17 protein-coding genes, 3 tRNA genes and 3 rRNA genes are annotated in these 25,227 nt (G+C 45.8%); 17 read left to right on the top strand and 6 right to left on the bottom strand.

Going from position 1 to position 25,227, the window contains the following annotated elements; genetic code table 11:
- Positions 1-3: 3 nt before the first annotated feature.
- The gene (aroE, locus tag AAC853_RS03845; RefSeq protein ID WP_340613740.1) at positions 4-828 is read left to right on the top strand and encodes a shikimate dehydrogenase; all 825 of its coding nucleotides are present in this window, start codon (positions 4-6) and stop codon (positions 826-828) included.
- On the top strand, positions 825-1,094 hold the full coding sequence (locus AAC853_RS03840; protein WP_273571509.1) for a DUF1488 family protein: 270 nt from the start codon (positions 825-827) through the stop codon (positions 1,092-1,094). Before aroE ends, AAC853_RS03840 begins: the two co-directional genes overlap by 4 nt.
- Here the strand turns inward: AAC853_RS03840 and AAC853_RS03835 are convergent.
- Complete coding sequence (locus AAC853_RS03835; RefSeq protein ID WP_338804000.1) at positions 1,061-1,615, bottom strand: gamma carbonic anhydrase family protein; 555 nt, start codon at positions 1,613-1,615, stop codon at positions 1,061-1,063. The genes AAC853_RS03840 and AAC853_RS03835 overlap by 34 nt on opposite strands.
- Before the next feature lie 491 nt (positions 1,616-2,106).
- Here AAC853_RS03835 and AAC853_RS03830 point away from each other — a divergent pair.
- From AAC853_RS03830 to AAC853_RS03805, 6 genes are all read left to right on the top strand, one after another.
- Positions 2,107-3,648, top strand: a 16S ribosomal RNA gene (locus AAC853_RS03830).
- A gap of 80 nt (positions 3,649-3,728) precedes the next feature.
- Positions 3,729-3,804: transfer RNA gene (locus AAC853_RS03825), tRNA-Glu, on the top strand.
- 188 nt (positions 3,805-3,992) lie between these two features.
- Positions 3,993-6,899: ribosomal RNA gene (locus AAC853_RS03820) — 23S ribosomal RNA — on the top strand.
- Between the two features lie 88 nt (positions 6,900-6,987).
- Positions 6,988-7,103 (top strand): 5S ribosomal RNA (rrf, locus tag AAC853_RS03815).
- Together the 16S, 23S and 5S rRNA genes with 3 tRNA genes alongside form the textbook arrangement of a ribosomal RNA operon.
- A 55-nt stretch (positions 7,104-7,158) precedes the next feature.
- Positions 7,159-7,235: transfer RNA gene (locus AAC853_RS03810), tRNA-Asp, on the top strand.
- 8 nt (positions 7,236-7,243) lie between these two features.
- A tRNA-Trp gene (locus AAC853_RS03805) sits at positions 7,244-7,319 on the top strand.
- Between the two features lie 211 nt (positions 7,320-7,530).
- Here the strand turns inward: AAC853_RS03805 and hdfR are convergent.
- On the bottom strand, positions 7,531-8,382 hold the full coding sequence (hdfR, locus tag AAC853_RS03800) for an HTH-type transcriptional regulator HdfR (RefSeq protein WP_340613739.1): 852 nt from the start codon (positions 8,380-8,382) through the stop codon (positions 7,531-7,533).
- A gap of 116 nt (positions 8,383-8,498) precedes the next feature.
- On the opposite strand from hdfR, the gene AAC853_RS03795 reads away from it, so the two are divergent.
- Positions 8,499-8,837: a MaoP family protein gene (locus AAC853_RS03795; protein ID WP_189760754.1), complete on the top strand. Its 339-nt coding sequence runs from the start codon at positions 8,499-8,501 to the stop codon at positions 8,835-8,837.
- A gap of 62 nt (positions 8,838-8,899) precedes the next feature.
- Here AAC853_RS03795 and AAC853_RS03790 read toward each other — a convergent pair whose 3' ends face one another.
- Positions 8,900-10,426: a YifB family Mg chelatase-like AAA ATPase gene (locus AAC853_RS03790; RefSeq protein WP_340613738.1), complete on the bottom strand. Its 1,527-nt coding sequence runs from the start codon at positions 10,424-10,426 to the stop codon at positions 8,900-8,902.
- 604 nt (positions 10,427-11,030) lie between these two features.
- Here AAC853_RS03790 and ilvL point away from each other — a divergent pair.
- From ilvL to ilvA, 6 genes are all read left to right on the top strand, one after another.
- Positions 11,031-11,126 (top strand): ilv operon leader peptide, encoded by a 96-nt coding sequence (ilvL, locus tag AAC853_RS03785; protein WP_152669737.1) that lies wholly within the window; start codon positions 11,031-11,033, stop codon positions 11,124-11,126.
- A 142-nt stretch (positions 11,127-11,268) separates the two neighbouring features.
- Positions 11,269-12,915, top strand: coding sequence for an acetolactate synthase 2 catalytic subunit (gene ilvG / locus AAC853_RS03780; protein WP_340613737.1), 1,647 nt, complete (start codon positions 11,269-11,271; stop codon positions 12,913-12,915).
- Positions 12,912-13,169: an acetolactate synthase 2 small subunit gene (gene ilvM, locus AAC853_RS03775; RefSeq protein ID WP_193851637.1), complete on the top strand. Its 258-nt coding sequence runs from the start codon at positions 12,912-12,914 to the stop codon at positions 13,167-13,169. The genes ilvG and ilvM overlap by 4 nt, the downstream gene beginning before the upstream one ends.
- 24 nt (positions 13,170-13,193) lie before the next feature.
- Positions 13,194-14,120: a branched-chain amino acid transaminase gene (locus AAC853_RS03770; RefSeq protein WP_340613736.1), complete on the top strand. Its 927-nt coding sequence runs from the start codon at positions 13,194-13,196 to the stop codon at positions 14,118-14,120.
- 75 nt (positions 14,121-14,195) lie between these two features.
- On the top strand, positions 14,196-16,046 hold the full coding sequence (ilvD, locus tag AAC853_RS03765; protein ID WP_189760759.1) for a dihydroxy-acid dehydratase: 1,851 nt from the start codon (positions 14,196-14,198) through the stop codon (positions 16,044-16,046).
- Positions 16,047-16,048: 2 nt separating this feature from the next.
- Entirely contained in the window at positions 16,049-17,596 is a 1,548-nt protein-coding gene (ilvA, locus tag AAC853_RS03760) for a threonine ammonia-lyase, biosynthetic (RefSeq protein WP_422824174.1), read from the top strand.
- A gap of 139 nt (positions 17,597-17,735) precedes the next feature.
- Here ilvA and ilvY read toward each other — a convergent pair whose 3' ends face one another.
- Complete coding sequence (ilvY, locus tag AAC853_RS03755) at positions 17,736-18,617, bottom strand: HTH-type transcriptional activator IlvY (RefSeq protein WP_340613735.1); 882 nt, start codon at positions 18,615-18,617, stop codon at positions 17,736-17,738.
- A 160-nt stretch (positions 18,618-18,777) separates the two neighbouring features.
- On the opposite strand from ilvY, the gene ilvC reads away from it, so the two are divergent.
- Positions 18,778-20,256 carry a ketol-acid reductoisomerase gene (gene ilvC / locus AAC853_RS03750; RefSeq protein WP_340613734.1) on the top strand — a complete coding sequence of 493 codons (1,479 nt, stop codon included), beginning with the start codon at positions 18,778-18,780 and terminating at the stop codon, positions 20,254-20,256.
- 53 nt (positions 20,257-20,309) lie between these two features.
- On the opposite strand, the gene AAC853_RS03745 is transcribed toward ilvC, so the two are convergent.
- Positions 20,310-21,425 carry a class II histone deacetylase gene (locus AAC853_RS03745; RefSeq protein WP_340613733.1) on the bottom strand — a complete coding sequence of 372 codons (1,116 nt, stop codon included), beginning with the start codon at positions 21,423-21,425 and terminating at the stop codon, positions 20,310-20,312.
- 171 nt (positions 21,426-21,596) lie between these two features.
- Between AAC853_RS03745 and rep the strand changes: the two genes are divergently transcribed.
- Positions 21,597-23,624 carry a DNA helicase Rep gene (gene rep, locus AAC853_RS03740; protein WP_340613732.1) on the top strand — a complete coding sequence of 676 codons (2,028 nt, stop codon included), beginning with the start codon at positions 21,597-21,599 and terminating at the stop codon, positions 23,622-23,624.
- 59 nt (positions 23,625-23,683) lie between these two features.
- On the opposite strand, the gene gppA is transcribed toward rep, so the two are convergent.
- Positions 23,684-25,192, bottom strand: a complete 1,509-nt coding sequence (gppA, locus tag AAC853_RS03735) for a guanosine-5'-triphosphate,3'-diphosphate diphosphatase (protein ID WP_340613731.1) — start codon at positions 25,190-25,192, stop codon at positions 23,684-23,686.
- Positions 25,193-25,227 lie beyond the last annotated feature (35 nt).

The following is a 25,227-nucleotide window of genomic DNA, read 5'->3' as shown; positions in this document are numbered from 1 at the left end:
ATTATGGATAAATTTGCTGTTTTTGGGAATCCAATCGCACATAGTAAATCTCCTTATATTCATCGATTGTTTGCTGAACAAACAGGTATCGAACATCAGTATGGGAGAATACTTGCTCCAGTAGAAAATTTTGAACAAACCCTAACTCATTTTTTCGAGCAGGGGGGATTAGGAGCGAATATCACCGTTCCTTTTAAAGAGAGAGCCTATAAATGCTCTGATGAATTAACTGAACGGGCGAGTCTCTGCGGTGCAGTTAATACATTAAAACGAATTGAGGGAAACCGATTGCTTGGTGACAATACTGACGGGATGGGATTATTAGTAGACTTGCAGCGACTCAAATTCCTCTCTCAAGGACAGAAGATTCTGATTATAGGTGCTGGTGGGGCAGCGAAAGGTGTATTGTCTCCTTTGTTGTCACTGGGCTGTTCAGTCACTATTACTAACCGAACATTTGAACGTGCTCAAATAATCGCAAATACATTTTCTCTATTAGGTGATATCCAGGCCATTGAAATGAGTGCTCTTGGCCTTATTACTCCAGATTTTGATATTATCATTAATGCAACAGCTTCTGGCCTTGATGGGCAAATTCCTGCCATCTCTCCGTTGATTTTTCAAAATAATAGTGTGTGTTACGACATGTATTACCAGCATGGATTAACGCCTTTCCTTACGTTTGCTCATCAAAATGGTGTTTCACGTTTGGCTGATGGCCTAGGAATGCTGGTTGGGCAGGCTGCGTATTCTTTTGAATTGTGGCATGGAGTATTGCCCGAAATAGAACCTGCTTTAACGGCCTTAAGACAGGAGTTACATGTATGAACCAATCAATTCAATTTCCTGATCGTGAAGAGTGGGATGAGGCAGAAAATAAGGTGATATTTCCAGCAATGGTGGATGGTTTGCTGGTGGAATGTATGATGAGTTCTGATGAAATAAGCGAGCGTTATGGCAAGGATCATCACCCACTCGATTTGTTTCGCCAACATCGCTGGGATTTGGAAGAAGAGTTTGAAACAGCCATCTTGAGTGGGCATGATGATCAATTTGGACGCTACTCTTTGCTTTCTGCTTGTGTTGATAGGTAGTCATTTTTCCAGCTAACGTAATTATTAGCGGAATAAAGCAGCCCTTCCAATTCTTCAGGTTTGAGTTTTCGTACTTGTTTGGCAGGGCTACCGACATACAGATAACCGCTTTCTAATTTTTTACCTGGAGGAACTAGACTACCAGCTCCAATCACAACATCGTCTTCAATAGTTACCCCATCAAGTAAAATGGAACCCATGCCAACTAAGACTCGATTTCCAATTTTACATCCATGCAGCATTGATTTATGACCTACGGTGACATCTTCGCCAATGATTAGTGGGAAGCCATTTGGATTATCAGGAGATTTATGCGTCACATGCAAAACAGAGCCATCTTGAATATTTGTACGTGAACCAATTGAGACATAATTTACATCTCCCCTGATAACTACAAGGGGCCAAATGCTGACATTGTCTGCTAATCTGACATCTCCAATTACAACAGAAGAAGGATCTAAAAGAACTTTTTGACCGATTTGAGGATAGAAATTTAGATATTGACGTAAAACAGTAGGCATAAAAACCTCAATAGTTAGAGTGGATCGCAAACATATAGGCAATTATATAGGAATGTTATTGAGGAAAAAAACGCCATGCAATGGAGTGGGATGTATTAATATTAGCCTATTTGAGTGATTTTTATATTTAAAAGGGCAAAAAATACTCATTTGAAAATAAAATTGCAAAAAACTATTGCCAGTATCAAAAAACTCCCTATAATGCGCCACCACTGACCGACGCTAAGCTGAAACACGCGGCGACGGCGGTAAGAGAAAAGTGAAAATAATCGCTTGACTCTCAAGGCGAAAAGCGTAAGATACGCAGCCTCGCAACCCGGAAGACGCTTCCGGTTGCCAACGCTCTTTAACAAGTTAATCAGACAATCTGTGTGGGCACTCGCAAGAGACTATCGAATTGCCGCAAGGCAAAAAAGATTCAAGTCTTAAAGAGTGACTAAGCAGTTAATTCATTATGAACTAACAGTGAAATTCTTTGAGCATCAAACTTTTAATTGAAGAGTTTGATCATGGCTCAGATTGAACGCTGGCGGCAGGCCTAACACATGCAAGTCGAGCGGCAGCGGGGGAAAGCGTGCTTTTCTGCCGGCGAGCGGCGGACGGGTGAGTAATGTCTGGGGATCTGCCCGAGGGCGGGGGATAACCACTGGAAACGGTGGCTAATACCGCATAATCTCTAAGGAGCAAAGTGGGGGACCTTCGGGCCTCACGCCTTCGGATGAACCCAGATGGGATTAGCTAGTAGGTGGGGTAATGGCTCACCTAGGCGACGATCCCTAGCTGGTCTGAGAGGATGACCAGCCACACTGGGACTGAGACACGGCCCAGACTCCTACGGGAGGCAGCAGTGGGGAATATTGCACAATGGGCGCAAGCCTGATGCAGCCATGCCGCGTGTATGAAGAAGGCCTTCGGGTTGTAAAGTACTTTCAGTGGGGAGGAAGGCACAAGGTCGAATACACCTTGTGATTGACGTTACCCACAGAAGAAGCACCGGCTAACTCCGTGCCAGCAGCCGCGGTAATACGGAGGGTGCAAGCGTTAATCGGAATTACTGGGCGTAAAGCGCACGCAGGCGGCCAATTAAGTTAGATGTGAAATCCCCGGGCTTAACCTGGGAATGGCATCTAAGACTGGTTGGCTAGAGTCTCGTAGAGGGGGGTAGAATTCCACGTGTAGCGGTGAAATGCGTAGAGATGTGGAGGAATACCGGTGGCGAAGGCGGCCCCCTGGACGAAGACTGACGCTCAGGTGCGAAAGCGTGGGGAGCAAACAGGATTAGATACCCTGGTAGTCCACGCTGTAAACGATGTCGATTTGGAGGTTGTGGCCTTGAGCTGTGGCTTCCGGAGCTAACGCGTTAAATCGACCGCCTGGGGAGTACGGTCGCAAGATTAAAACTCAAATGAATTGACGGGGGCCCGCACAAGCGGTGGAGCATGTGGTTTAATTCGATGCAACGCGAAGAACCTTACCTACTCTTGACATCCACGGAATTCTGCAGAGATGCGGGAGTGCCTTCGGGCACCGTGAGACAGGTGCTGCATGGCTGTCGTCAGCTCGTGTTGTGAAATGTTGGGTTAAGTCCCGCAACGAGCGCAACCCTTATCCTTTGTTGCCAGCACTTCGGGTGGGAACTCAAGGGAGACTGCCGGTGATAAACCGGAGGAAGGTGGGGATGACGTCAAGTCATCATGGCCCTTACGAGTAGGGCTACACACGTGCTACAATGGCAGATACAAAGAGAAGCGACCTCGCGAGAGCAAGCGGACCTCATAAAGTCTGTCGTAGTCCGGATTGGAGTCTGCAACTCGACTCCATGAAGTCGGAATCGCTAGTAATCGCAGATCAGCATGCTGCGGTGAATACGTTCCCGGGCCTTGTACACACCGCCCGTCACACCATGGGAGTGGGTTGCAAAAGAAGCAGGTAGCTTAACCTTTTGGAGGGCGCTTGCCACTTTGTGATTCATGACTGGGGTGAAGTCGTAACAAGGTAACCGTAGGGGAACCTGCGGTTGGATCACCTCCTTACCAAACGATAGTGATTGTGCAGTGCCCACACAGATTGTCTGATGAAAAAACAGAGCAAGCGTCTGCGAAGAAGACTTTACGTCCCCTTCGTCTAGAGGCCTAGGACACCGCCCTTTCACGGCGGTAACAGGGGTTCGAATCCCCTAGGGGACGCCATCTTGCTCAGGCAGCGGGTGAAAGACGGTGCCACCGAAATATTGCTAAGCGGGCGTGCGCGTCGGTTTAGCAATATTCGCTCTTTAACAATCTGGAACAAGCTGAAAATTTGAAACCGTCAATGTTATGGAATGATAACATTGGTGAAACTCTCAACACTCCGACCGGAAGACTTCTTCGGGTTGTGAGGTTAAGCGACTAAGCGTACACGGTGGATGCCTAGGCAGTCAGAGGCGATGAAGGACGTGCTAATCTGCGAAAAGCGCCGGTGAGCTGATATGAAGCGCTATCAGCCGGCGATGTCCGAATGGGGAAACCCGGTGCAATCCGTTGCACCATCATTAACTGAATCCATAGGTTAATGAGGCGAACCGGGGGAACTGAAACATCTCAGTACCCCGAGGAAAAGAAATCAACCGAGATTCCCCCAGTAGCGGCGAGCGAACGGGGAGGAGCCCAGAACCAGCATCAGTGTGTGTGTCAGTGGAAGCGCCTGGAAAGGCGCACAGTAAAGGGTGATAGTCCCGTACACGAAGAGCACAGGCTGTGGGTTCGATGAGTAAGGCGGGACACGTGTTATCCTGTCTGAAGAGGGGGGGACCATCCTCCAAGGCTAAATACTCCTGACTGACCGATAGTGAACCAGTACCGTGAGGGAAAGGCGAAAAGAACCCCGGCGAGGGGAGTGAAAAAGAACCTGAAACCGTGTACGTACAAGCAGTGGGAGCCTTGATTTATCAGGGTGACTGCGTACCTTTTGTATAATGGGTCAGCGACTTATATTCTGTAGCAAGGTTAACCGTATAGGGGAGCCGCAGGGAAACCGAGTCTTAACTGGGCGAATAAGTTGCAGGGTATAGACCCGAAACCCGGTGATCTAGCCATGGGCAGGTTGAAGGTTGGGTAACACTAACTGGAGGACCGAACCGACTAATGTTGAAAAATTAGCGGATGACTTGTGGCTGGGGGTGAAAGGCCAATCAAACCGGGAGATAGCTGGTTCTCCCCGAAAGCTATTTAGGTAGCGCCTCGTGAACTCATCTTCGGGGGTAGAGCACTGTTTCGGCTAGGGGGTCATCCCGACTTACCAACCCGATGCAAACTGCGAATACCGAAGAATGTTATCACGGGAGACACACGGCGGGTGCTAACGTCCGTCGTGAAGAGGGAAACAACCCAGACCGCCAGCTAAGGTCCCCAAGTCATGGTTAAGTGGGAAACGAAGTGGGAAGGCTCAGACAGCCAGGATGTTGGCTTAGAAGCAGCCATCATTTAAAGAAAGCGTAATAGCTCACTGGTCGAGTCGGCCTGCGCGGAAGATGTAACGGGGCTAAACCATGCACCGAAGCTGCGGCAGCGACACTAAGTGTTGCTGGGTAGGGGAGCGTTCTGTAAGCCGTTGAAGGTCCACTGTGAGGTGGGCTGGAGGTATCAGAAGTGCGAATGCTGACATAAGTAACGATAAAGCGGGTGAAAAACCCGCTCGCCGGAAGACCAAGGGTTCCTGTCCAACGTTAATCGGGGCAGGGTGAGTCGACCCCTAAGGCGAGGCTGAAAAGCGTAGTCGATGGGAAACAGGTTAATATTCCTGTACTGGTGACTGCGAAGGGGGGACGGAGAAGGCTAGGCCATCCGGGCGACGGTCGTCCCGGTTTAAGCGTGTAGGTGGGCTAACTTGGCAAATCCGGTTGGCTGTACACTGAGGCGTGATGACGAGGCACCACGGTGCTGAAGTGGCTGATGCCCCGCTTCCAGGAAAAGCCTCTAAGCTCCAGGTGACATTGAATCGTACCCCAAACCGACACAGGTGGTCAGGTAGAGAATACTCAGGCGCTTGAGAGAACTCGGGTGAAGGAACTAGGCAAAATGGTGCCGTAACTTCGGGAGAAGGCACGCTGGCGTTAGGTGAAGGAACGTGCGTCCGGAGCCGAGGCCAGTCGCAGATACCAGCTGGCTGCAACTGTTTAATAAAAACACAGCACTGTGCAAACACGAAAGTGGACGTATACGGTGTGACGCCTGCCCGGTGCTGGAAGGTTAATTGATGGGGTTATCGCCTCGGCGAGAAGCTCTTGATCGAAGCCCCAGTAAACGGCGGCCGTAACTATAACGGTCCTAAGGTAGCGAAATTCCTTGTCGGGTAAGTTCCGACCTGCACGAATGGCGTAATGATGGCCAGGCTGTCTCCACCCGAGACTCAGTGAAATTGAACTCGCTGTGAAGATGCAGTGTACCCGCGGCAAGACGGAAAGACCCCGTGAACCTTTACTATAGCTTGACACTGAACATGGAGCCTTGATGTGTAGGATAGGTGGGAGGCTTGGAAGTGTGGACGCCAGTCTGCATGGAGCCATCCTTGAAATACCACCCTTGAATGTTTGATGTTCTAACGCCGGCCCGTTATCCGGGTTGCGGACAGTGTCTGGTGGGTAGTTTGACTGGGGCGGTCTCCTCCCAAAGCGTAACGGAGGAGCACGAAGGTTAGCTAATCACGGTCGGACATCGTGAGGTTAGTGCAAAGGCATAAGCTAGCTTGACTGCGAGAGTGACGGCTCGAGCAGGTACGAAAGTAGGTCTTAGTGATCCGGTGGTTCTGCATGGAAGGGCCATCGCTCAACGGATAAAAGGTACTCCGGGGATAACAGGCTGATACCGCCCAAGAGTTCATATCGACGGCGGTGTTTGGCACCTCGATGTCGGCTCATCACATCCTGGGGCTGAAGTAGGTCCCAAGGGTATGGCTGTTCGCCATTTAAAGTGGTACGCGAGCTGGGTTTAGAACGTCGTGAGACAGTTCGGTCCCTATCTGCCGTGGGCGTTGGAAGATTGCAAGGGGCTGCTCCTAGTACGAGAGGACCGGAGTGGACGCACCACTGGTGTTCGGGTTGTCATGCCAATGGCACTGCCCGGTAGCTAAGTGCGGAAGAGATAACCGCTGAAAGCATCTAAGCGGGAAACTTGCCTTGAGATGAGTCTTCCCTTACCCCTTGAGGGTACTGAAGGAACGTTCGAGACGAGGACGTGGATAGGCCGGGTGTGTAAGCGTTGCGAGACGTTGAGCTAACCGGTACTAATGAACCGTGCGGCTTAACCTGACAACACCGAAGGGGTTTTCGGGAGTGGAAAAGAGAGACGGGTTTCAGTGTAGAAAAGCAGCTTGTTCGGGATTGAAAACAGGATTTGTCTGGCGGCAATAGCGCGGTGGTCCCACCTGACCCCATGCCGAACTCAGCAGTGAAACGCCGTAGCGCCGATGGTAGTGTGGGGTCTCCCCATGTGAGAGTAGGGCACTGCCAGACATCAATTTATAAGTGTTGCCGGCACAAAAGGCAGCAAAGAAAAAAGAAATTCGGTGGTGCGGTAGTTCAGTTGGTTAGAATACCGGCCTGTCACGCCGGGGGTCGCGGGTTCGAGTCCCGTCCGCACCGCCACCGTATTTAGGGGCGTAGTTCAATTGGTAGAGCACCGGTCTCCAAAACCGGGTGTTGGGAGTTCGAGCCTCTCCGCCCCTGCCAGTTAACAAATAAGTAATAATTGATATAGCTATTCAAATTAATAGCCCAGCTAATTTTAGCTGGGTTTTTTCTTATTTATCATTTTCTTGCTCAGTTCTAACGTATTATCGTTCTGACATAGGGTTTTAACTTCTAGTCTCGTGTCATTCTAATTTCTTTGTGGGCGCTACCTTATAGTGCTCTATAACCGTACATCAATCCTTATTTTTTTCTATAAAAGTTGTTTTTGGGTAGTTAGAGGTGCTTTCTCAACAGGAATTTTTAATAATTGTTGGATAAGCGCTTGTTGGTCACTATTTTGTAGCCATACAGCGTACAATGGTCGCTCTATTAACTGATTATTAGGTAAGGCAATGAGTTTTGGATATTGTTCTTGCCAATGTACAGGAAGGAAGGTAGCAGCATTAACACTATCCAATAACTCTTTGGCAATATGTGCTGATGTGGTTGTAATGATAGGGGGATGATCGTTCTTTAAGATTTGTTGTTCTTGTTGGTGAAAATCAGCTCCCCACTCTAATTTAATATAATTTTCTACGCCCTTATCAAGATTATGCTGGGTTGTTAATAAAATAAGCTGGATATTACCTATCAACTGACTTTGAAACTCATCCATTTTGGGGGGTTCAGTAGTAATTAAGAGATCCAATTCACGAGAATGTAATTGTTTGACTAGCGACTGGCGTGTCGAAACGAGAGACTCGATTCTTGTTTCCCGATGGAGTTGATAAAATGTATTTATCCAGGATGTTAGATAGCTGTCCCATAGGGATGCTGTAGCGCCGATAGAGAGTTTTGAATGCTGGGCGACATAATTGATTTCTTTCTTCGCTAATTGCCAGGTATTCATTAGTGATTCTGCATAAGGTACCAGACGTTCTCCGGCTGCAGTTAGGCGGATATTATTACGATGTCGTGTGAATAGATTGGTACCCAATTGATTTTCTAGTTGGCGGATACGAAAACTAACAGCGGATTGTGTTAAATAGAGCGATTCAGCTGCCCGACCAAAGTGACGAGTCTTACTGACTTCCAAAAAGGTTTTCAGTAATTCAGTGTCCACATGTATCTCCAATAGTTTTTGTCGTTAAGATTTAAATATTTTGTTTTACAGAATGTCAAGCCTCCCTAATACTCCGCGCCATAAATTAGTATGACTTAGAGTTAGGAGTGTGTCAGATGGCTGAAAGCTTCATCACGACTAATCGTTTTTTTGATAATAAAAATTATCCACGTGGATTTTCCCGTCATGGTGATTTCACCATCAAAGAGGCTCAATTGCTAGAACGTTATGGTCATGCGTTCAATGAATTGGACCTTGGTAAACGTGAACCTCAAACAGAAGAAGAAAAACTGTTTGTTGCAGTTTGCCGTGGTGAACGTGCACCTGCAACAACAGAGGAAAAGGTATGGACTAAGTATTTGGAAAAAATTAGCCGTCCAAAACGTTTTCATACTCTTTCCGGCGGAAAACCGCAGATTGATTCTTCAGAGGACTATACCGATACTGATGATTAATACCATCATTGTTATTAATCACCTACGCAAGAGGGGCGATTGCCTCTCTTTTAGCCAATAACTTATCCAGCCTGCTTCTGTAATTGAATAAGTAACCTATCCATACTTCGATAGCTGAGTGCTTCCATAATATCTGGTTTTTCTATTCTTGCTTGTTCTTTTAAGTCTGCAATTGTGCGAGAAACCCTAAGTATTCTGTGCCAAGCACGTATAGATAGTCCTAATTTCAATAAAGTATTTTCCAGAAAAACGGCATTTTCCATACTAATTTTGCAAATAACTTCGGTTTGTTTGCTACTGAGATGGGCATTGATGTGCCCACAGCGCTCTACTTGTATTTTTCTTGCCCTTGCTACGCGTTTTTTGATTTCTTGACTACTTTCTCCATATTTTGTTGATGATTGACTTAAAGTTCCTGGAGGGAGCAGAGGAACTTCAATAGAGAGATCAAAACGATCTAAAAAAGGGCCTGATAGTTTAGAGAGGTAACGTAATACTTGGTGTGGGCTACTTCGGTTATGCATTCCTTGATGATAACCGGTTGGGCTAGGATTCATAGCTGCAATCAATTGAACTTGGGCAGGAAAACGGACTTTTGCTCTGGCACGGGATATTACTATTTCGCCGGATTCTAGCGGTTCCCGCAGGGCATCAAGGACACTGCGATTAAATTCAGGTAATTCATCTAGAAATAACACCCCATTATGGGCGAGAGAAATTTCTCCCGGCTTAGGTATTGAACCTCCTCCAACAAGAGCTGCCATTGAAGAACTATGATGAGGGGCTCTAAATGGGCGTATATGCCATTTTTGAGGATTAACTGGACATCCAGCTAAGCTATTGATTGCAGCGACGTCTAGCGCTTCCTGATGCGTTAATGGTGGTAATAAGCCACATAATCGGCTGGCAAGCATAGTTTTGCCAGTGCCTGGAGGGCCGAGTAGCAGAAGATTATGACCGCCAGCCGCGGTGATCTCCAATGCGCGTTTAGCTTGTTCCTGCCCAATAATATCCTGTATATCCAGAATAAATGCTTCAGTCTGTAGTTCGCCAAGAGGAGGAGAGGATAAAGCCGCTGTTTCTCCCTGTAAGAAGTGGCAAACTTGTAGCAAATGATTTGCCATTAATGTTTCGTTCTGAGACAAAATTGCCAGTTCAGCTTGATTTTCTGAGGAGAGGATTAGCTGTCTTCCTGCTCTTTTTGCACTCAATGCGGCGGGAATTGCTCCCGTAATTTTCCGTATTTCACCAGAGAGTGCTAACTCACCTAAAAACTCGTAATTATGTAGCTTATCTGTCGTGATTTGCTCTGATGCGGCTAAAATTGCAATCGCGATGGGTAAATCGTATCTTCCCCCTTCTTTGGGGAGATCTGCTGGTGCTAAATTGACAGTGATCCTTTTGGGAGGATAAGTAAAACCACTATTGATCAGAGCGCTTCGGACACGATCTCTGGCTTCTTTTACGGTAGTTTCAGGTAAACCAACAAGGGTGAGACCGGGTAAACCATTACTGATATGTGCTTCTATCGTGACGATAGGGGAATCAATACCAATTGTTGCCCGTGTATGAATAACGGCCAGTGCCATGATGCTCTCCTTAGCAAGAAAGCTGTTATCATGGATTGATAAAAAATAATGAAAAGTTGCCTTTCATTGTTTTGTGAAAAGGTTCGTAAATATATTTCTCATTATGAGAATACTGACACTATTCAGTCGGTTGAGTTTTAATAATAACATAGTGTTATATATGAAAATTCTAAAAATATTGAGTTCTTATGATAAAAAAATATAACGATAATAAGAGGTATTCGTTGATGATTATAATCATATAAAATACATAATATTAATTTAATAATTTTTAGTTCTATATACTGTTTATCGTGGTAATCATTAACCATAAGAATTAATTTCGATCACATTTTTGTCATGTTATCGAGACTTAGACGATTAACACATTTTTTTATTATTTTATTGTTTAATAATTTTATTAAACAAATAGATAGTAATTTTTTCTGAGCTAAAAATGAATGAATTCCAGTGGATTTAACTGTTTCTTAGTTATCTAAATGAAAAATATAAATAAAATAATTTAATTATAAAAAAACAAAAATAATCGTTGTCAACAATCATAGAAAGTGATAACTCTTAAATATACGTCAAGCATACGAATTAAAAACGAATAAAGTAAATTATGAACGCATTTGTCCTAGTGATTAGCCTAATTATTGTGAGCGTGGTGGTGATTATCCCACCGTGCGGGGCGGCACTTGGACGAAGAACGGCTTAGACAGAAGAATAGCCAGATTCCAAAAACCCCCGCACCGAAAGGCGCGGGGGTTTTTTTTAGGTCTGATACTGGGTTCGATAAGCAGAAGTCATAAAACATCACAACAGCCAATGACAAGGTAAACATAACAGGGGAGACGGCAATGAACGGGGCACAATCGGTTGTAGAGGCATTACGAAAACAGGGAATTGAAAAAGTTTTTGGTTATCCAGGTGGAGCCATCATGCCAGTTTATGATGCGCTGTATGATGGCGGTGTTGAGCATATTTTGTGCCGCCATGAACAAGGCGCTGTTATGGCAGCAATTGGCTATGCAAGGGCAAGTGGCAAGCCGGGTGTTTGCATCGCGACATCAGGGCCTGGAGCGACAAACCTAATCACGGGGTTGGCTGATGCATTATTGGATTCTGTGCCTGTTGTTGCGATTACCGGACAGGTGAGCTCTGAATTTATCGGGACGGATGCTTTTCAGGAAATTGATATACTGGGAATGTCTCTTTCTTGTACAAAACACAGCTTTCTTGTTGATTCACTGGAAAAATTACCTCAAATCATGGCCGATGCCTTCTCCATTGCCATGAGTGGTCGCCCAGGCCCTGTTCTGATTGATTTACCAAAAGATATTCAGTTAGCTCAAGGTGATTTTGCTCCCTATTTAATACCGACATCTCCCCTGTTTTCTCTTCCAAAACAAGAGATTGAATTAGCCCGTCAATTGTTAGCTTCATCTCGAAAACCTATTTTGTATGTGGGTGGTGGGATTGGCATGTCTGGCGCTGTTCCTGAATTACGTCATTTTGTCTCTGAGACGGGTATTCCCGTTGTTTCCACATTGAAAGGGTTGGGAGCAGCAGATTTTGAACATGAATGTTATTTGGGCATGTTAGGGATGCATGGTACTAAAGCAGCTAATCTTGCTGTTCAATCCTGTGATTTGTTAATTGCTGCTGGCGCGCGTTTTGATGACCGTGTTACAGGAAAGCTGAATACCTTTGCACCTCATGCCAACGTTATTCATTTGGACATTGATCCTGTTGAATTCAATAAATTACGCCAAACCCATGTGTCATTATTGGGTGATTTAAAAACGCTATTGCCTCATTTACAACAACCTTTATCTATCCAAGCCTGGCAGCAAGAAATCAAACAATTAAAAAACGAACATGCATGGCGTTATGACTATCAGGGTGAAAGTATTTATGCTCCGTTACTGTTAAAGCAGGTTTCTGAACGTGCTTCGTCCAGTACGGTTATCACAACCGATGTTGGTCAGCATCAGATGTGGGCGGCTCAGCACATGACTTTTAGTCAGCCAGAAAACTTCATCACATCAAGTGGATTAGGCACGATGGGATTTGGCATTCCGGCGGCGATTGGCGCCCAGATGGCTCGTCCTGAAGATATGGTTATCTGCATATCTGGTGACGGCTCCTTCATGATGAATGTTCAGGAATTGGGCACGATTAAACGCAAGCAATTGCCGGTCAAATTGATCTTATTGGATAACCAAAGATTGGGTATGGTTCGCCAGTGGCAAGAGCTGTTTTTTGACAAACGTTATAGCGAAACGATCTTAACTGATAATCCTGATTTTCTTACGTTGGCGCAGGCGTTTGGTATTCCGGGACAGAGAGTAACTCACAAAGCACAAGTGGATGAAGCATTGGATGCTTTGTTCAACAGCGAGGGCGCGTATTTATTACATGTGTCTATTGATGAATTAGAGAATGTCTGGCCATTGGTTCCACCGGGTGCAAGCAACGAAACCATGTTGGAGAAATCATTATGATACAGCATCAACTTGCTATTAAGGCGCGGTTCTGTCCTGAGATTTTGGAACGAATTTTGAGAGTTACCCGCCACCGCGGATTTCAGATATGCGCATTGAATATGGATCATATAACAGATAGTGATAATGTAAATATTGAACTCACCGTGTCTAGCCAACGTCCAGTTAATTTACTTTTTTCCCAACTGCTGAAATTGGTGGACGTTGCGGGTGTTGAGATCAAACATAAAGAATCACGATTAATAAGCGCATAATGCGCCCTTGAAGGAAAACTGAGAATGACAAAGCAAGCTGATTATATTTGGTTCAATGGGGAAATGGTGCCGTGGGCAGAGGCTAAAGTTCATGTTATGTCCCATGCATTACATTATGGTACTTCGGTATTTGAAGGGATTCGTTGCTATGACTCTCACAAAGGGCCTGTTGTTTTTCGTCATCGTGAACATATGCAGCGCTTGCGTGACTCAGCCAAGATTTACCGTTTTCCCGTCAGTCAAAGTGTGGACGAATTGATGGACGCTTGCCGTGAAACGCTGCGTAAAAATAAATTGGTCAGTGCTTATATTCGCCCATTGGTATTTGTGGGGAATGTTGGCATGGGAGTAAACCCACCTGCTGGTTATCAAACAGACGTTATTATTGCCGCTTTCCCGTGGGGCGCTTATCTCGGTGAGGAAGCCCTAGAGCAGGGTATTGATGCGATGGTTTCTTCATGGAATCGCATGGCAGCAAATACGATCCCTACAAGCGCAAAAGCGGGAGGTAATTATCTCTCTTCTTTACTGGTGGGAAGTGAAGCACGACGCCATGGTTATCAGGAAGGTATTGCACTGGATGTGCATGGTTATATTTCAGAAGGTGCGGGTGAAAACCTATTTGAAGTGAAGGATGGAATTCTATTTACACCGCCATTTACTTCATCTGCCCTGCCAGGGATCACCCGTGATGCCATCATCAAGTTAGCCCGGGATCTTGGTCTGGAAGTTCGTGAACAGGCACTTTCTCGCGAATCGCTTTATTTAGCGGATGAAGTTTTTATGACAGGAACGGCTGCGGAGATCACTCCGGTTCGTAGTGTAGATGGTATTCAGGTGGGTATTGGTAAATGCGGCCCAATTACTAAAAAAATCCAAAGTGCGTTCTTTGGCTTATTTGATGGTACGACAGAAGATAAATGGGGTTGGTTGGATCCGATTAATCCGTAATAAAAAATATAAAACCCAACGGGCGGTCGTTCCCCGCCTGTTTTAGTTAATTGATAAGACTTGGGAGTGAAGACAATGCCTAAATACCGTTCTGCCACGACGACTCATGGCCGCAATATGGCGGGAGCCCGCGCCTTATGGCGAGCCACAGGTATGACAGATGCAGATTTTGGAAAACCTATCATTGCGGTTGTTAACTCATTCACCCAGTTTGTACCAGGACATGTACATCTGCGTGATCTCGGTAAGCTGGTGGCAGAACAGATTCAGGCATCAGGAGGGGTTGCGAAAGAGTTCAATACCATTGCTGTTGATGATGGTATCGCAATGGGGCATGGTGGAATGCTCTATTCGTTACCTTCGCGGGAGTTGATTGCTGACTCAGTGGAATACATGGTCAATGCCCACTGTGCTGATGCTATGGTATGTATTTCCAACTGTGACAAAATCACGCCAGGCATGTTGATGGCATCTTTACGCTTAAATATTCCGGTTATTTTCGTTTCTGGTGGCCCAATGGAGGCGGGTAAGACGCGATTATCCGATCAGCTGATCAAACTGGATTTGGTTGATGCCATGATTCAGGGTGCCAATCCCAATGTCAGTGACGAACAGAGTGAACAAATCGAACGTTCTGCCTGTCCGACGTGTGGCTCTTGCTCAGGGATGTTTACGGCGAATTCGATGAATTGTTTGACCGAAGCACTTGGACTTTCACAGCCAGGTAATGGGTCACTGCTCGCTACTCATGCTGATCGTAAGACCCTGTTTATCAATGCTGGTAAACGCATTGTTGAACTGACTAAACGCTATTATGAACAAGATGATGCCAGCGCTCTCCCGCGTAGTATCGCGACCAAAGCGGCATTTGAAAATGCCATGATATTGGATATTGCGATGGGGGGATCAACTAACACCGTTTTGCATTTGTTGGCCGCAGCACAGGAAGCTGAAGTTGACTTCACGATGGCGGATATTGATCGTCTGTCTCGTCAGGTGCCGCATTTATGTAAAGTTGCTCCGAGCACCCAGAAATACCACATGGAAGATGTCCATCGTGCTGGCGGAGTGATTGGGATACTTGGTGAGCTTGATCGGGCGGGGCTTTTGCGCCGTGATGTGAAAAATGTTTTGGGTTTGGATTTGCCACAAACGTTGGCCCAATACGACATCATGCTGACAAAAGATGAAAGCGTTAAAAGGATGTATGCCGCGGGGCCAGCAGGCATTCGTACCACACAAGCTTTCTCACAAGATTGTCGTTGGCCGTCGTTGGATGCCGATCGTGAGACAGGATGTATTCGTGAACGTAACCATGCTTACAGTCAGGATGGTGGATTGGCTGTTTTGTTCGGCAACATTGCAAAAGATGGCTGCATTGTAAAAACAGCAGGCGTTGATAAAGAAATCCTGACTTTCCGTGGCCCAGCCAAAGTTTACGAGAGCCAGGAGGAGGCAGTAGAAGCCATTCTCGGTGGAAAAGTCGTGGCGGGCGACGTAGTTGTTATTCGTTATGAAGGGCCGAAAGGTGGTCCAGGTATGCAAGAAATGCTCTATCCCACCACTTATCTGAAATCGATGGGATTGGGGAAAAGTTGTGCATTGATTACGGATGGACGTTTCTCAGGCGGAACATCGGGTTTATCTATTGGTCACGTCTCTCCAGAAGCGGCAAATGGTGGCTTGATTGGTCTGATTTATGACGGTGATATCATCAATATTGATATTCCAAACCGTAAAATTCAGTTGGATGTGACGGAAACAGAACTGGCAGAGCGTACACAGGCTGAATTATCTCGCGGAGATAAAGCATGGACACCTAAGTCCCGTGAACGTCAGGTTTCTTTGGCATTACGTGCTTATGCTTCATTGGCGACCAGTGCTGACAAAGGCGCTGTGCGCGATAAAACCAAACTGGGGAGTTGATTGTGGCGGTTTATCCTCTTAATACTGAACCCAAGGGAGCGGAATATCTCAAGGCGGCACTGAGTGCGCCAGTTTATGATATTGCTCAAGTCACTCCCTTACAGGAAATGAAAAAAATCTCTGCGCGTTTAGGCAATACGATTTTGGTTAAACGGGAAGATCGCCAGCTGGTACATAGTTTCAAATTGCGCGGTGCGTACGCGATGATCGCAGGTTTGACGGAAGAACAAAAAAGTAAAGGTGTCATCACGGCTTCCGCGGGCAACCATGCGCAAGGCGTTGCATTATCGGCCAGTAAGGTTGGCATAAAAGCCACTATTGTCATGCCGATAGCGACAGCGGATATTAAAGTCGATGCAGTCCGTAGTTTTGGTGGCGAGGTGCTGTTGCATGGTACGAACTTTGATGAAGCGAAAGCAAAAGCCATTGAGATGGCAAAAGAGCACGGTTACACCTTTGTTCCACCCTTTGACCATCCTGTCGTGATTGCAGGCCAGGCGACACTGGCAATGGAGTTGCTACAGCAGGATGTTCATCTTGATCGTATCTTTGTTCCGGTTGGTGGTGGCGGATTGATTGCAGGGGTTGCTGTTCTCATTAAACAGCTTGTACCTGAAATGAAGATCATTGGTGTGGAAGCCGAGGATTCTGCCTGTTTGAAAGCCGCACTGGAAGCTGGGCATCCGGTCGATTTGCCGAGAGTTGGATTATTCGCGGAAGGTGTGGCGGTTAAACGCATTGGCGACGAAACGTTTCGCTTATGCCAGCAATATGTCGATGAGGTCATTACAGTAGACAGTGATGCTATCTGTGCTGCCATGAAAGATATCTTTGAAGATGTTAGGGCTGTGGCCGAACCTTCTGGTGCTCTGGCGCTGGCAGGCTTGAAGAAATATGTCCAGCAACACCAGATTCAGGGAGAACGGCTGGCACATATTCTTTCTGGGGCTAATGTGAATTTTCATGGATTGCGTTACGTTTCAGAACGCTGCGAACTTGGAGAGCAACGCGAAGCTTTGTTGGCGGTGACTATCCCTGAACAAAAGGGGAGTTTCTTACAGTTTTGCCAGATATTGGGTACTCGTGTCGTCACTGAATTTAGCTATCGTTATTCGGATGCAACAGATCCAAACCAAGCCTGTATCTTTGTTGGTATCAGATTGAGTCGGGGAAATACTGAACGTCATGAAATCATTGAAGAATTAAAAACATCGGGGTATCAAGTTGCTGATTTTACGGATGATGAAATGGCGAAGCTGCATGTTCGTTATATGATCGGTGGCAGGCCATCTAAGCCGTTGCAGGAGCGATTGTTTAGTTTTGCCTTTCCTGAATCTCCGGGCGCTTTGCTGAAATTTTTGCAAACATTAGGGACGCATTGGAATATCACACTGTTTCATTACCGCAGTCATGGCACGGATTATGGGCGCGTATTAGCTGCCTTTGAACTTTCAGGACCAGAAGTCTGTTTTGATCGCCATTTGGATGTGCTGGGCTATGAATATCATGATGAAACCGATAATCCTTCATTTAAATTATTTCTGACTTAATCATCAATCAGTTAAAGAAATAAACAGCAAAATATCTTCTAAAAATACCAATTGCCTTTCAAGATGCGTCTAATATCTCCCCGCGTAGAGGGGGAGATATTAGCAATTGCAAGCTAGCCAAATAATAACGATAGTCAGACTACAATAGTTCCCAAAATGCCTTAATCAACGGTTCGTTTAAGCGTTTACTCAACGCACAGACACCCAATTCAAACGGTTCGACCAGTGCAATATTTTCCAGCAGTGAAATTCGGTTACGTACAGGTTCAGGGCTATTTTCGACCACAACCGTAGGGATCAGTGCAATCCCGCAACCTAGTGCTACCATAGAAACAATCGCTTCATGGCCGGAAACTGTTGCGTAAATGACGGGGTGCAGGATCTTATGCCGCCGAAACCACAGTTCAATGCGCCTGCGGGAAGGCCCATGCTCAGGCAGGATAAAAGGGATGTTATTCCAGTCGGGATGTTCTTGTATAGCGAGATTTCTCACGATACAAGGCAGAGCAGGGGCAATCAATACCAATGGTACTTCGCCTATTTTGGTAAAGCTGACATTATCAGCCAGTTTCTCTGGCTTGCCCGCAATCCCCAAATCTACAGCATCGGATTGAACTTTATCAACAGCATCAGCAGCATCTCCTGTTGTCAGTTTAATTTCCACCAACGGATGTTCTGCCCGAAATTTATCCAATACTTGTGGAAGATGGCTATACGCAGCCGTGACTGAACAGAATAGACGTAACTCTCCTGTCAGTGATGGGCTTTGGTGGTTTAATGAATGCTGTAACTGTTTATATTGCAGGAGAGTTTGCTGGGCAAATTGTTTGAATTGTTCACCGGCGGCGGTCAATTTTACTGTTCGGTTATCCCGCAGAAAAAGCGGATGCCCCAATAACTCCTCAAGGCGCTGGATCTGGCGTGAAAGTGTGGATGGGCTGACGTGCATGGCTTTGGCTGAGCGGCCAAAATGACAACTTTCTGCAAGGTGTAAAAACAGTTTTAAATCACGTAGATCCATCGTTTTTAGGCCCTTTATTGAGAGGTTGTTTGTCGTGAAAAAGTTTGTTGCATAAACTGCAATGTAGTCTTGTTAATATATCAATTTCAGCAATGGCTCGCATGTCATATATTGTTTCTATGCAAACGACCTCACACCTAATTATTATATCGGAGTCACCATGGCTAATTATTTTGATACGTTGAACTTACGCCAACAATTGGCGCAGTTAGGCAAATGTCGGTTTATGGCGCGGGAAGAATTTGCTGACGAAGCAGGGTATTTGAAAGGCAAGAAAGTGGTGATCATCGGTTGTGGTGCGCAAGGGCTAAACCAGGGACTGAATATGCGTGATTCTGGTTTAGATATTGCTTATGCCTTGCGTAAAGAAGCGATTGATGAAAAGCGACCATCATGGCGTAAAGCAACCGAAAATGGCTTCAAAGTTGGCACTTATGAAGAGTTAGTTCCACAGGCTGATTTGGTTATCAACCTGACGCCAGACAAACAGCATTCCGCGGTGGTTCAAGCAGTGCAACCCTTGATGAAAGAAGGGGCAGCGCTGGGCTATTCTCACGGCTTCAACATCGTCGAAGTGGGTGAGCAAATACGCAAAGATATTACCGTTGTGATGGTTGCACCTAAATGTCCGGGTACGGAAGTGCGTGAAGAGTATAAGCGTGGATTCGGTGTACCCACTCTGATTGCTGTACATCCAGAAAATGATGCAAAAGGCGAAGGGATGGCGATTGCGAAAGCATGGGCAGCCGCAACAGGAGGACACCGCGCTGGCGTACTGGAATCTTCCTTCGTAGCGGAAGTTAAATCAGATTTGATGGGAGAACAAACCATCTTGTGTGGCATGTTACAGGCAGGTTCTTTGTTGTGCTATGACCAACTGGTTGCTGATGGTGTTGATTCCGGTTATGCCGGAAAATTAATCCAGTTTGGTTGGGAAACTATCACTGAAGCGCTGAAACAAGGCGGCATTACATTAATGATGGATCGTCTTTCCAACCCAGCGAAATTGCGTGCTTATGCTTTGTCTGAACAACTGAAAAACATTTTAACTCCGCTGTTCCAGAAACATATGGATGACATCATTTCTGGCGAATTCTCTTCCACAATGATGGCAGATTGGGCAAATGGGGATAAAAACTTGCTGGCTTGGCGTGAAGAAACGGGTAAAACGTCATTCGAAAATTATCCGAACTATACAGGGCAGATCAGTGAGCAAGAATACTTTGATCATGGTGTCCTGATGATTGCCATGGTCAAAGCAGGGGTAGAACTGGCATTTGAAACGATGGTAGATACTGGCATCGTTGAAGAGTCTGCTTATTATGAATCTTTGCATGAACTGCCATTGATTGCGAATACCATTGCTCGCAAGCGTCTGTATGAAATGAACGTGGTAATTTCTGATACTGCGGAATATGGTAACTATCTGTTCTCATACGTCGCTGTTCCGTTGCTGAAAGAGAAATTCATGGCAACCCTGCAAGCCGGAGATTTAGGAAAAGCAGTTGCAGATCGTAGCATTGATAATGCGCAGTTGCGTGATGTGAATGAGGCGATCCGTAACCACCCGATTGAAGTTATCGGCCGTACTTTGCGTGGTTATATGACGGATATGAAACGCATTGCAGTTGGTGGTTAATACAATGTTATCCTGCCCGAAGTGACTTTATCGGGCAGGTAGCTCTTTCATTCTTACAAATTGAATTTCAGTTTTAATTCATCGATGGCTTGTCGCTGACATGCTTCAAATCGTTCTTTCGGTTGTTGTGCTTGGATCATGTTCAGGGCCGGATCGTTAACTTTAGTGCGCACACCGCTTAATTCCTCCATGACAGCTAATCCACAGAAAGGTACATAGGCTTCGGAATACCCCCCTTCGTGAACGATAACTAATTTGCCATGGCATAGTTTATCGGCTGCTTGCTGTACCCTGCGGGTCATTTCACGGAAGCTGTCACTATGCAATTGCATTCGTGCCAGAGGATCAAAGGCATTGGCATCATAACCGCAGGCAATGATGATCAATTCTGGTTGGTAACGTCGCAATGCCGGGAGCACAATCTGATCCATAGCATAAAGATAACTATTGTGCCCAGCTCCCGCCATCAATGGGATATTGAGATTGAAACCTTCTCCTTTGCCGGCGCCAATATCTTCCTCGCCACTGTAGCCTTCGGGATAGCAGCCATCTTGATGCAGAGAAATAGTCAAAACATCATCACGTTCCCAGAAGATATGTTGGGTTCCATTGCCGTGGTGGACATCCCAGTCAATGACTGCGACTCGGCCAACTCCAAGCTGCTCTTTTGCGTGCTCAATGGCGAGGGCAATATTGGCAAGGAAACAAAATCCCATTGCTTGATCTGGCAGGCAGTGGTGTCCGGGGGGACGGGAAAGGCTGTAGGCATTATCCAACTCGCCTTGTAACACCGTTTTTACTGCGGCATAAGTGAGTCCGGCGGATAGTTTAGCGATTTCATAGCTGCCTTGTCCTATTGGTGCTTCTGAACCTAATATTCCTCCGCCATTATCACTCACGGACTTAAAGCGCTGTAAATACTCTTCGGTATGCACCAGTCTCAGCGTTGCATCATCAAGAGGTTCAGCACCACGCAGTTGCAACGAATGACTTAATCCCGAAATATCCATTAAGTTTTTCATTCTGCGTTTTGTTTCCGGTGATTCTGCATGTCCTGCACCATTGGGAGGTTGTACCCATCCTCCAACAGGAAATGTCATAACGTGTGATAATCCAGAATTGTGCCAGAAACAGAGTTCATCAAAGAAAAAGCCCGTTTTACGTAACATATTACATCCTCTTTGATTTTCTTTATCTTTCAAACTATAGCTTGAAATCTATTGGGTATATTGATTGTATGTCAGCAAGCGTAATTAGCTGTTATAACATTAATGTAGTTAAATAGATCCTATGTATTTCAATGACAGTAGCATCAAAATTGATATAGTTTTCGAAACAATATGCGATTAAATCCAAACCAACAACAAGCGGTTGAATTTGTAACAGGGCCTTGCCTGGTTCTGGCAGGTGCAGGCTCTGGCAAGACACGAGTGATCACCAATAAAATTGCCCACCTGATCCGCACCTGTGGTTATCAGGCTCGCCATATTGCGGCAGTCACTTTTACTAATAAAGCGGCACGTGAAATGAAAGAACGTGTTGCCCAAACCTTGGGTCGTAAGGAGACACGGGGGCTGATGATCTCGACTTTCCATACTTTGGGGTTGGAGATTGTTAAGCGTGAACACAAAGCGTTGGGAATGAAAAGTAACTTCTCATTATTTGATGATCAAGATCAGATGGCTTTGCTAAAAGATCTTACTGCGGATTTGCTGCAAGAAGACAAAGATCTGCTACAAAAACTGACTTCGAACATTTCTAACTGGAAGAGTGACTTAATGTCGCCGGAACAAGTGATGAGAATGGCACGCTCAGCGCAAGAACACCAGTTTGCAGAATGTTACCGTCGCTATGACTTACACTTAACTAGTTGTAATGTCCTCGATTTTGATGATCTGATTACCAAACCAACTTTGCTGTTAATGCATGATGAAGAAGTTAGGGAGCGTTGGCAGAATAAAATTCGCTACTTGCTGGTGGATGAATATCAGGATACGAATACCAGTCAATATCAACTGGTGAAATTATTAGTGGGTAATCGCGCACGTTTTACTGTGGTCGGGGATGATGATCAATCCATTTATTCATGGCGTGGTGCTCGTCCACAGAATTTGATTTTATTGAAGGACGATTTCCCGCAGTTGAATGTGATTAAGCTGGAACAAAATTACCGTTCATCAGGGCGGATATTGAAAGCAGCGAATATTCTGATAGCTAACAATCCCCATGTTTTTGAAAAAAAACTCTTTTCGGAATTGGGATATGGTGATCCACTCAGGGTGATCGAAGCGAACAATGAAGATCATGAAGCTGAGCGTGTAGTGGGGGAGTTGATCGCTCATCACTTCATCAATAAAACGGACTATAAAGATTACGCTATTTTATATCGCGGTAATCATCAATCCCGTATCTTCGAAAAAATGTTGATGCAAAACCGCATTCCTTACCGAATTTCAGGGGGAACATCGTTCTTTTCTCGGCCTGAAATTAAAGACTTGCTCTCTTATTTGCGTGTTTTGACCAACCCTGAGGATGACAGTGCGTTTCTACGTATCGTCAATACACCACGGCGAGAAATCGGTGCAGTGACGATCCAGAAATTGGGCGAATGGGCGAATAGTCGCAGTAAGAGCTTATATCAAGCCAGTTTTGATCTTGGGCTGGAACAGTATTTAACCGGACGTGGTTTGGCGGCATTACAGCGTTTTACCCACTGGATGGCCGAAATAGCTCGTCAGGCGGAGCGGGAGCCACTGCTGGCTGTGAGAGACTTACTGCGTGGCATGGATTACGAAAGCTGGTTATATGAAACCTCCCCCAGCCCAAAAGCGGCTGAAATGAGAATGAAAAACGTCAACCAACTTTTCACTTGGATGAGTGAAATGCTTGAAGGAGATGACTTGAATGAGCCAATGTCTCTTTCCCAAGTTGTGGCGCGTTTTACGTTGCGGGATATGCTGGAGAAAGGCGAGGAAGATACAGAGTTGGATCAAGTTCAGTTAATGACGTTACATGCTTCCAAAGGACTGGAGTTTCCCTATGTTTTTTTGGTTGGTATGGAAGAAGGTTTATTACCACACCAAAGCAGCATTGATGAGGACAACATTGAGGAAGAGCGTCGTTTGGCTTATGTCGGCATCACACGGGCACGGAGAGAACTTTTTTTCAGCCTCAGCAAAGAGCGCCGCCAGTTTGGTGAACTTATCCGTCCAGAACCGAGCCGATTCTTGCTTGAATTGCCCCAGGATGACTTGGCTTGGCCACAAGGTAAGCGAGTGATGAGCGCAGAAGAAAGAATGAAACAGGGGCAATCGCGCCTTGCCGACATTAAATCCCGTCTGGGGCTCGGACTGAGAAACGGCAAATAGATAGCTCGATAATAATCCCCTGCATTTACGGATAACTACAGGGGAATAAAGTAAAAATTTCAGCCTAAACGAGAGTTATTTTGTTCCTCTAGCAACAACAACCATTGGACATAACTCTGCCATTTCATTTCTTGCTGTAATGCTTCAGTTCTGAGTGGATGTTTTATCTGCCATTGATAAGGCAAAGTGATAATGAGCGTTTCATTTTCCGCCTGTAATCGTAATGCAGGCAAAGTGTCATCCCGCCGACGGTTAGCGAAAATAATTGCCAGACGCAATAAGCGACATAACCGTTGTGCCTGTATCAATGGCACAGCATTTTGCTGACTGAGCGATGCTAAATCCACCGGGCCGCTTTGATTTCTCAATAGCGTAGCCAACAGTCGTTTTTGGGCAGGAGTATAGCCGGGCAGATCCAGGTGGCTTATCAAATAAGCGGAATGTGCAGGCCCCTGACGGAAATCAATAAACAGGCCTATTTCATGGAGCAAACAGGCACCACCTAATAATTCGCGACAACGTTTGTCCAATTTCCATGACTTGGCAACTTGTTGGAAAAAATTTTCGGCTAACTGTTTGACACGTTGTGCCTGCTCAATATCCAATTGAAAGCGATGCTGAATATTGCACAGGGTTCTTGCGCGAATATCCTGTTCAATCGGCGCATCCAGCATCCCGTAAACCAGGCCTTCACGTAGCGCGCCGCCTGCCAGTATCATATTTTCGATATTCAATGCCTGAAAAATAGCGATCAAGATGGCCAATCCACTTGGAAAAACCAACGTCCGTTCCAGTGTCAGCCCATCAATTTCCAACTCTTCCAGCTTGCCGCATTCAATTGCCTGATGTTTAAGTTGCTGGAGTTTGGGTAGGGTGATCAATTCATCCATACCTTGGGCAATCATGATTTCCTGCAAGGCTTGTACTGTGCCGGAAGCTCCTACGCAAATGTTCCAGCCTTGCTTAAGCAGCTTAGCAGTAACTGGGCTGAGAATATCGTGCGCAGCAGCTTCTGCGCTGGCAAAGTTTTCTGCTGTCAGGCGGCGATCATTGAAATAACGTTCCAGCCAGGTAACACAGCCCATTTCAAGGCTGAAAAGCTGATTGGTTTTGGCTCCAACACCAGTGACCAACTCGGTACTGGCACCACCAATATCTACGACAAGCCGATTTTCAGACCCACCAGTTGTGTGAGCAACACCTTGATAAATTAGCTGAGCTTCTTCTTCGCCGCTGATCACATGAACGGGCTTGCCTAATATTTCTGAGGCCTTTTTGACAAACTCATCTGAATTTTCAGCCAGCCTCAAGGTTGCGGTAGCAACAACACGGATTTGTGAGGCAGGAATATTTTGCAAATATTCGGAAAAGAGGTGCAAGCACTGCCATCCCCGTTCCATTGCCTGTTGTGATAAATGATTATTTTTATCTAATCCGGCAGCTAGCCTGACTTTGCGTTTTATGCGAGTAACGACTTGAATGCTGCCGGATACTTCACGGATGACCAGCATATGAAAACTGTTTGAGCCTAAATCAATAGCCGCATAAAGAGAAGAAGTACTCAGCATAGTATTTATTCCGGCCTGTGTTGTTTCAGCATCGT

Origin of the sequence: Xenorhabdus thailandensis, assembly GCF_037996785.1 — a bacterium.
Lineage (GTDB): Bacteria > Pseudomonadota > Gammaproteobacteria > Enterobacterales > Enterobacteriaceae > Xenorhabdus > Xenorhabdus griffiniae.
Note: the sequence above shows the minus strand (reverse complement) of the source record. Positions and strands in the feature narration are given on the sequence as shown.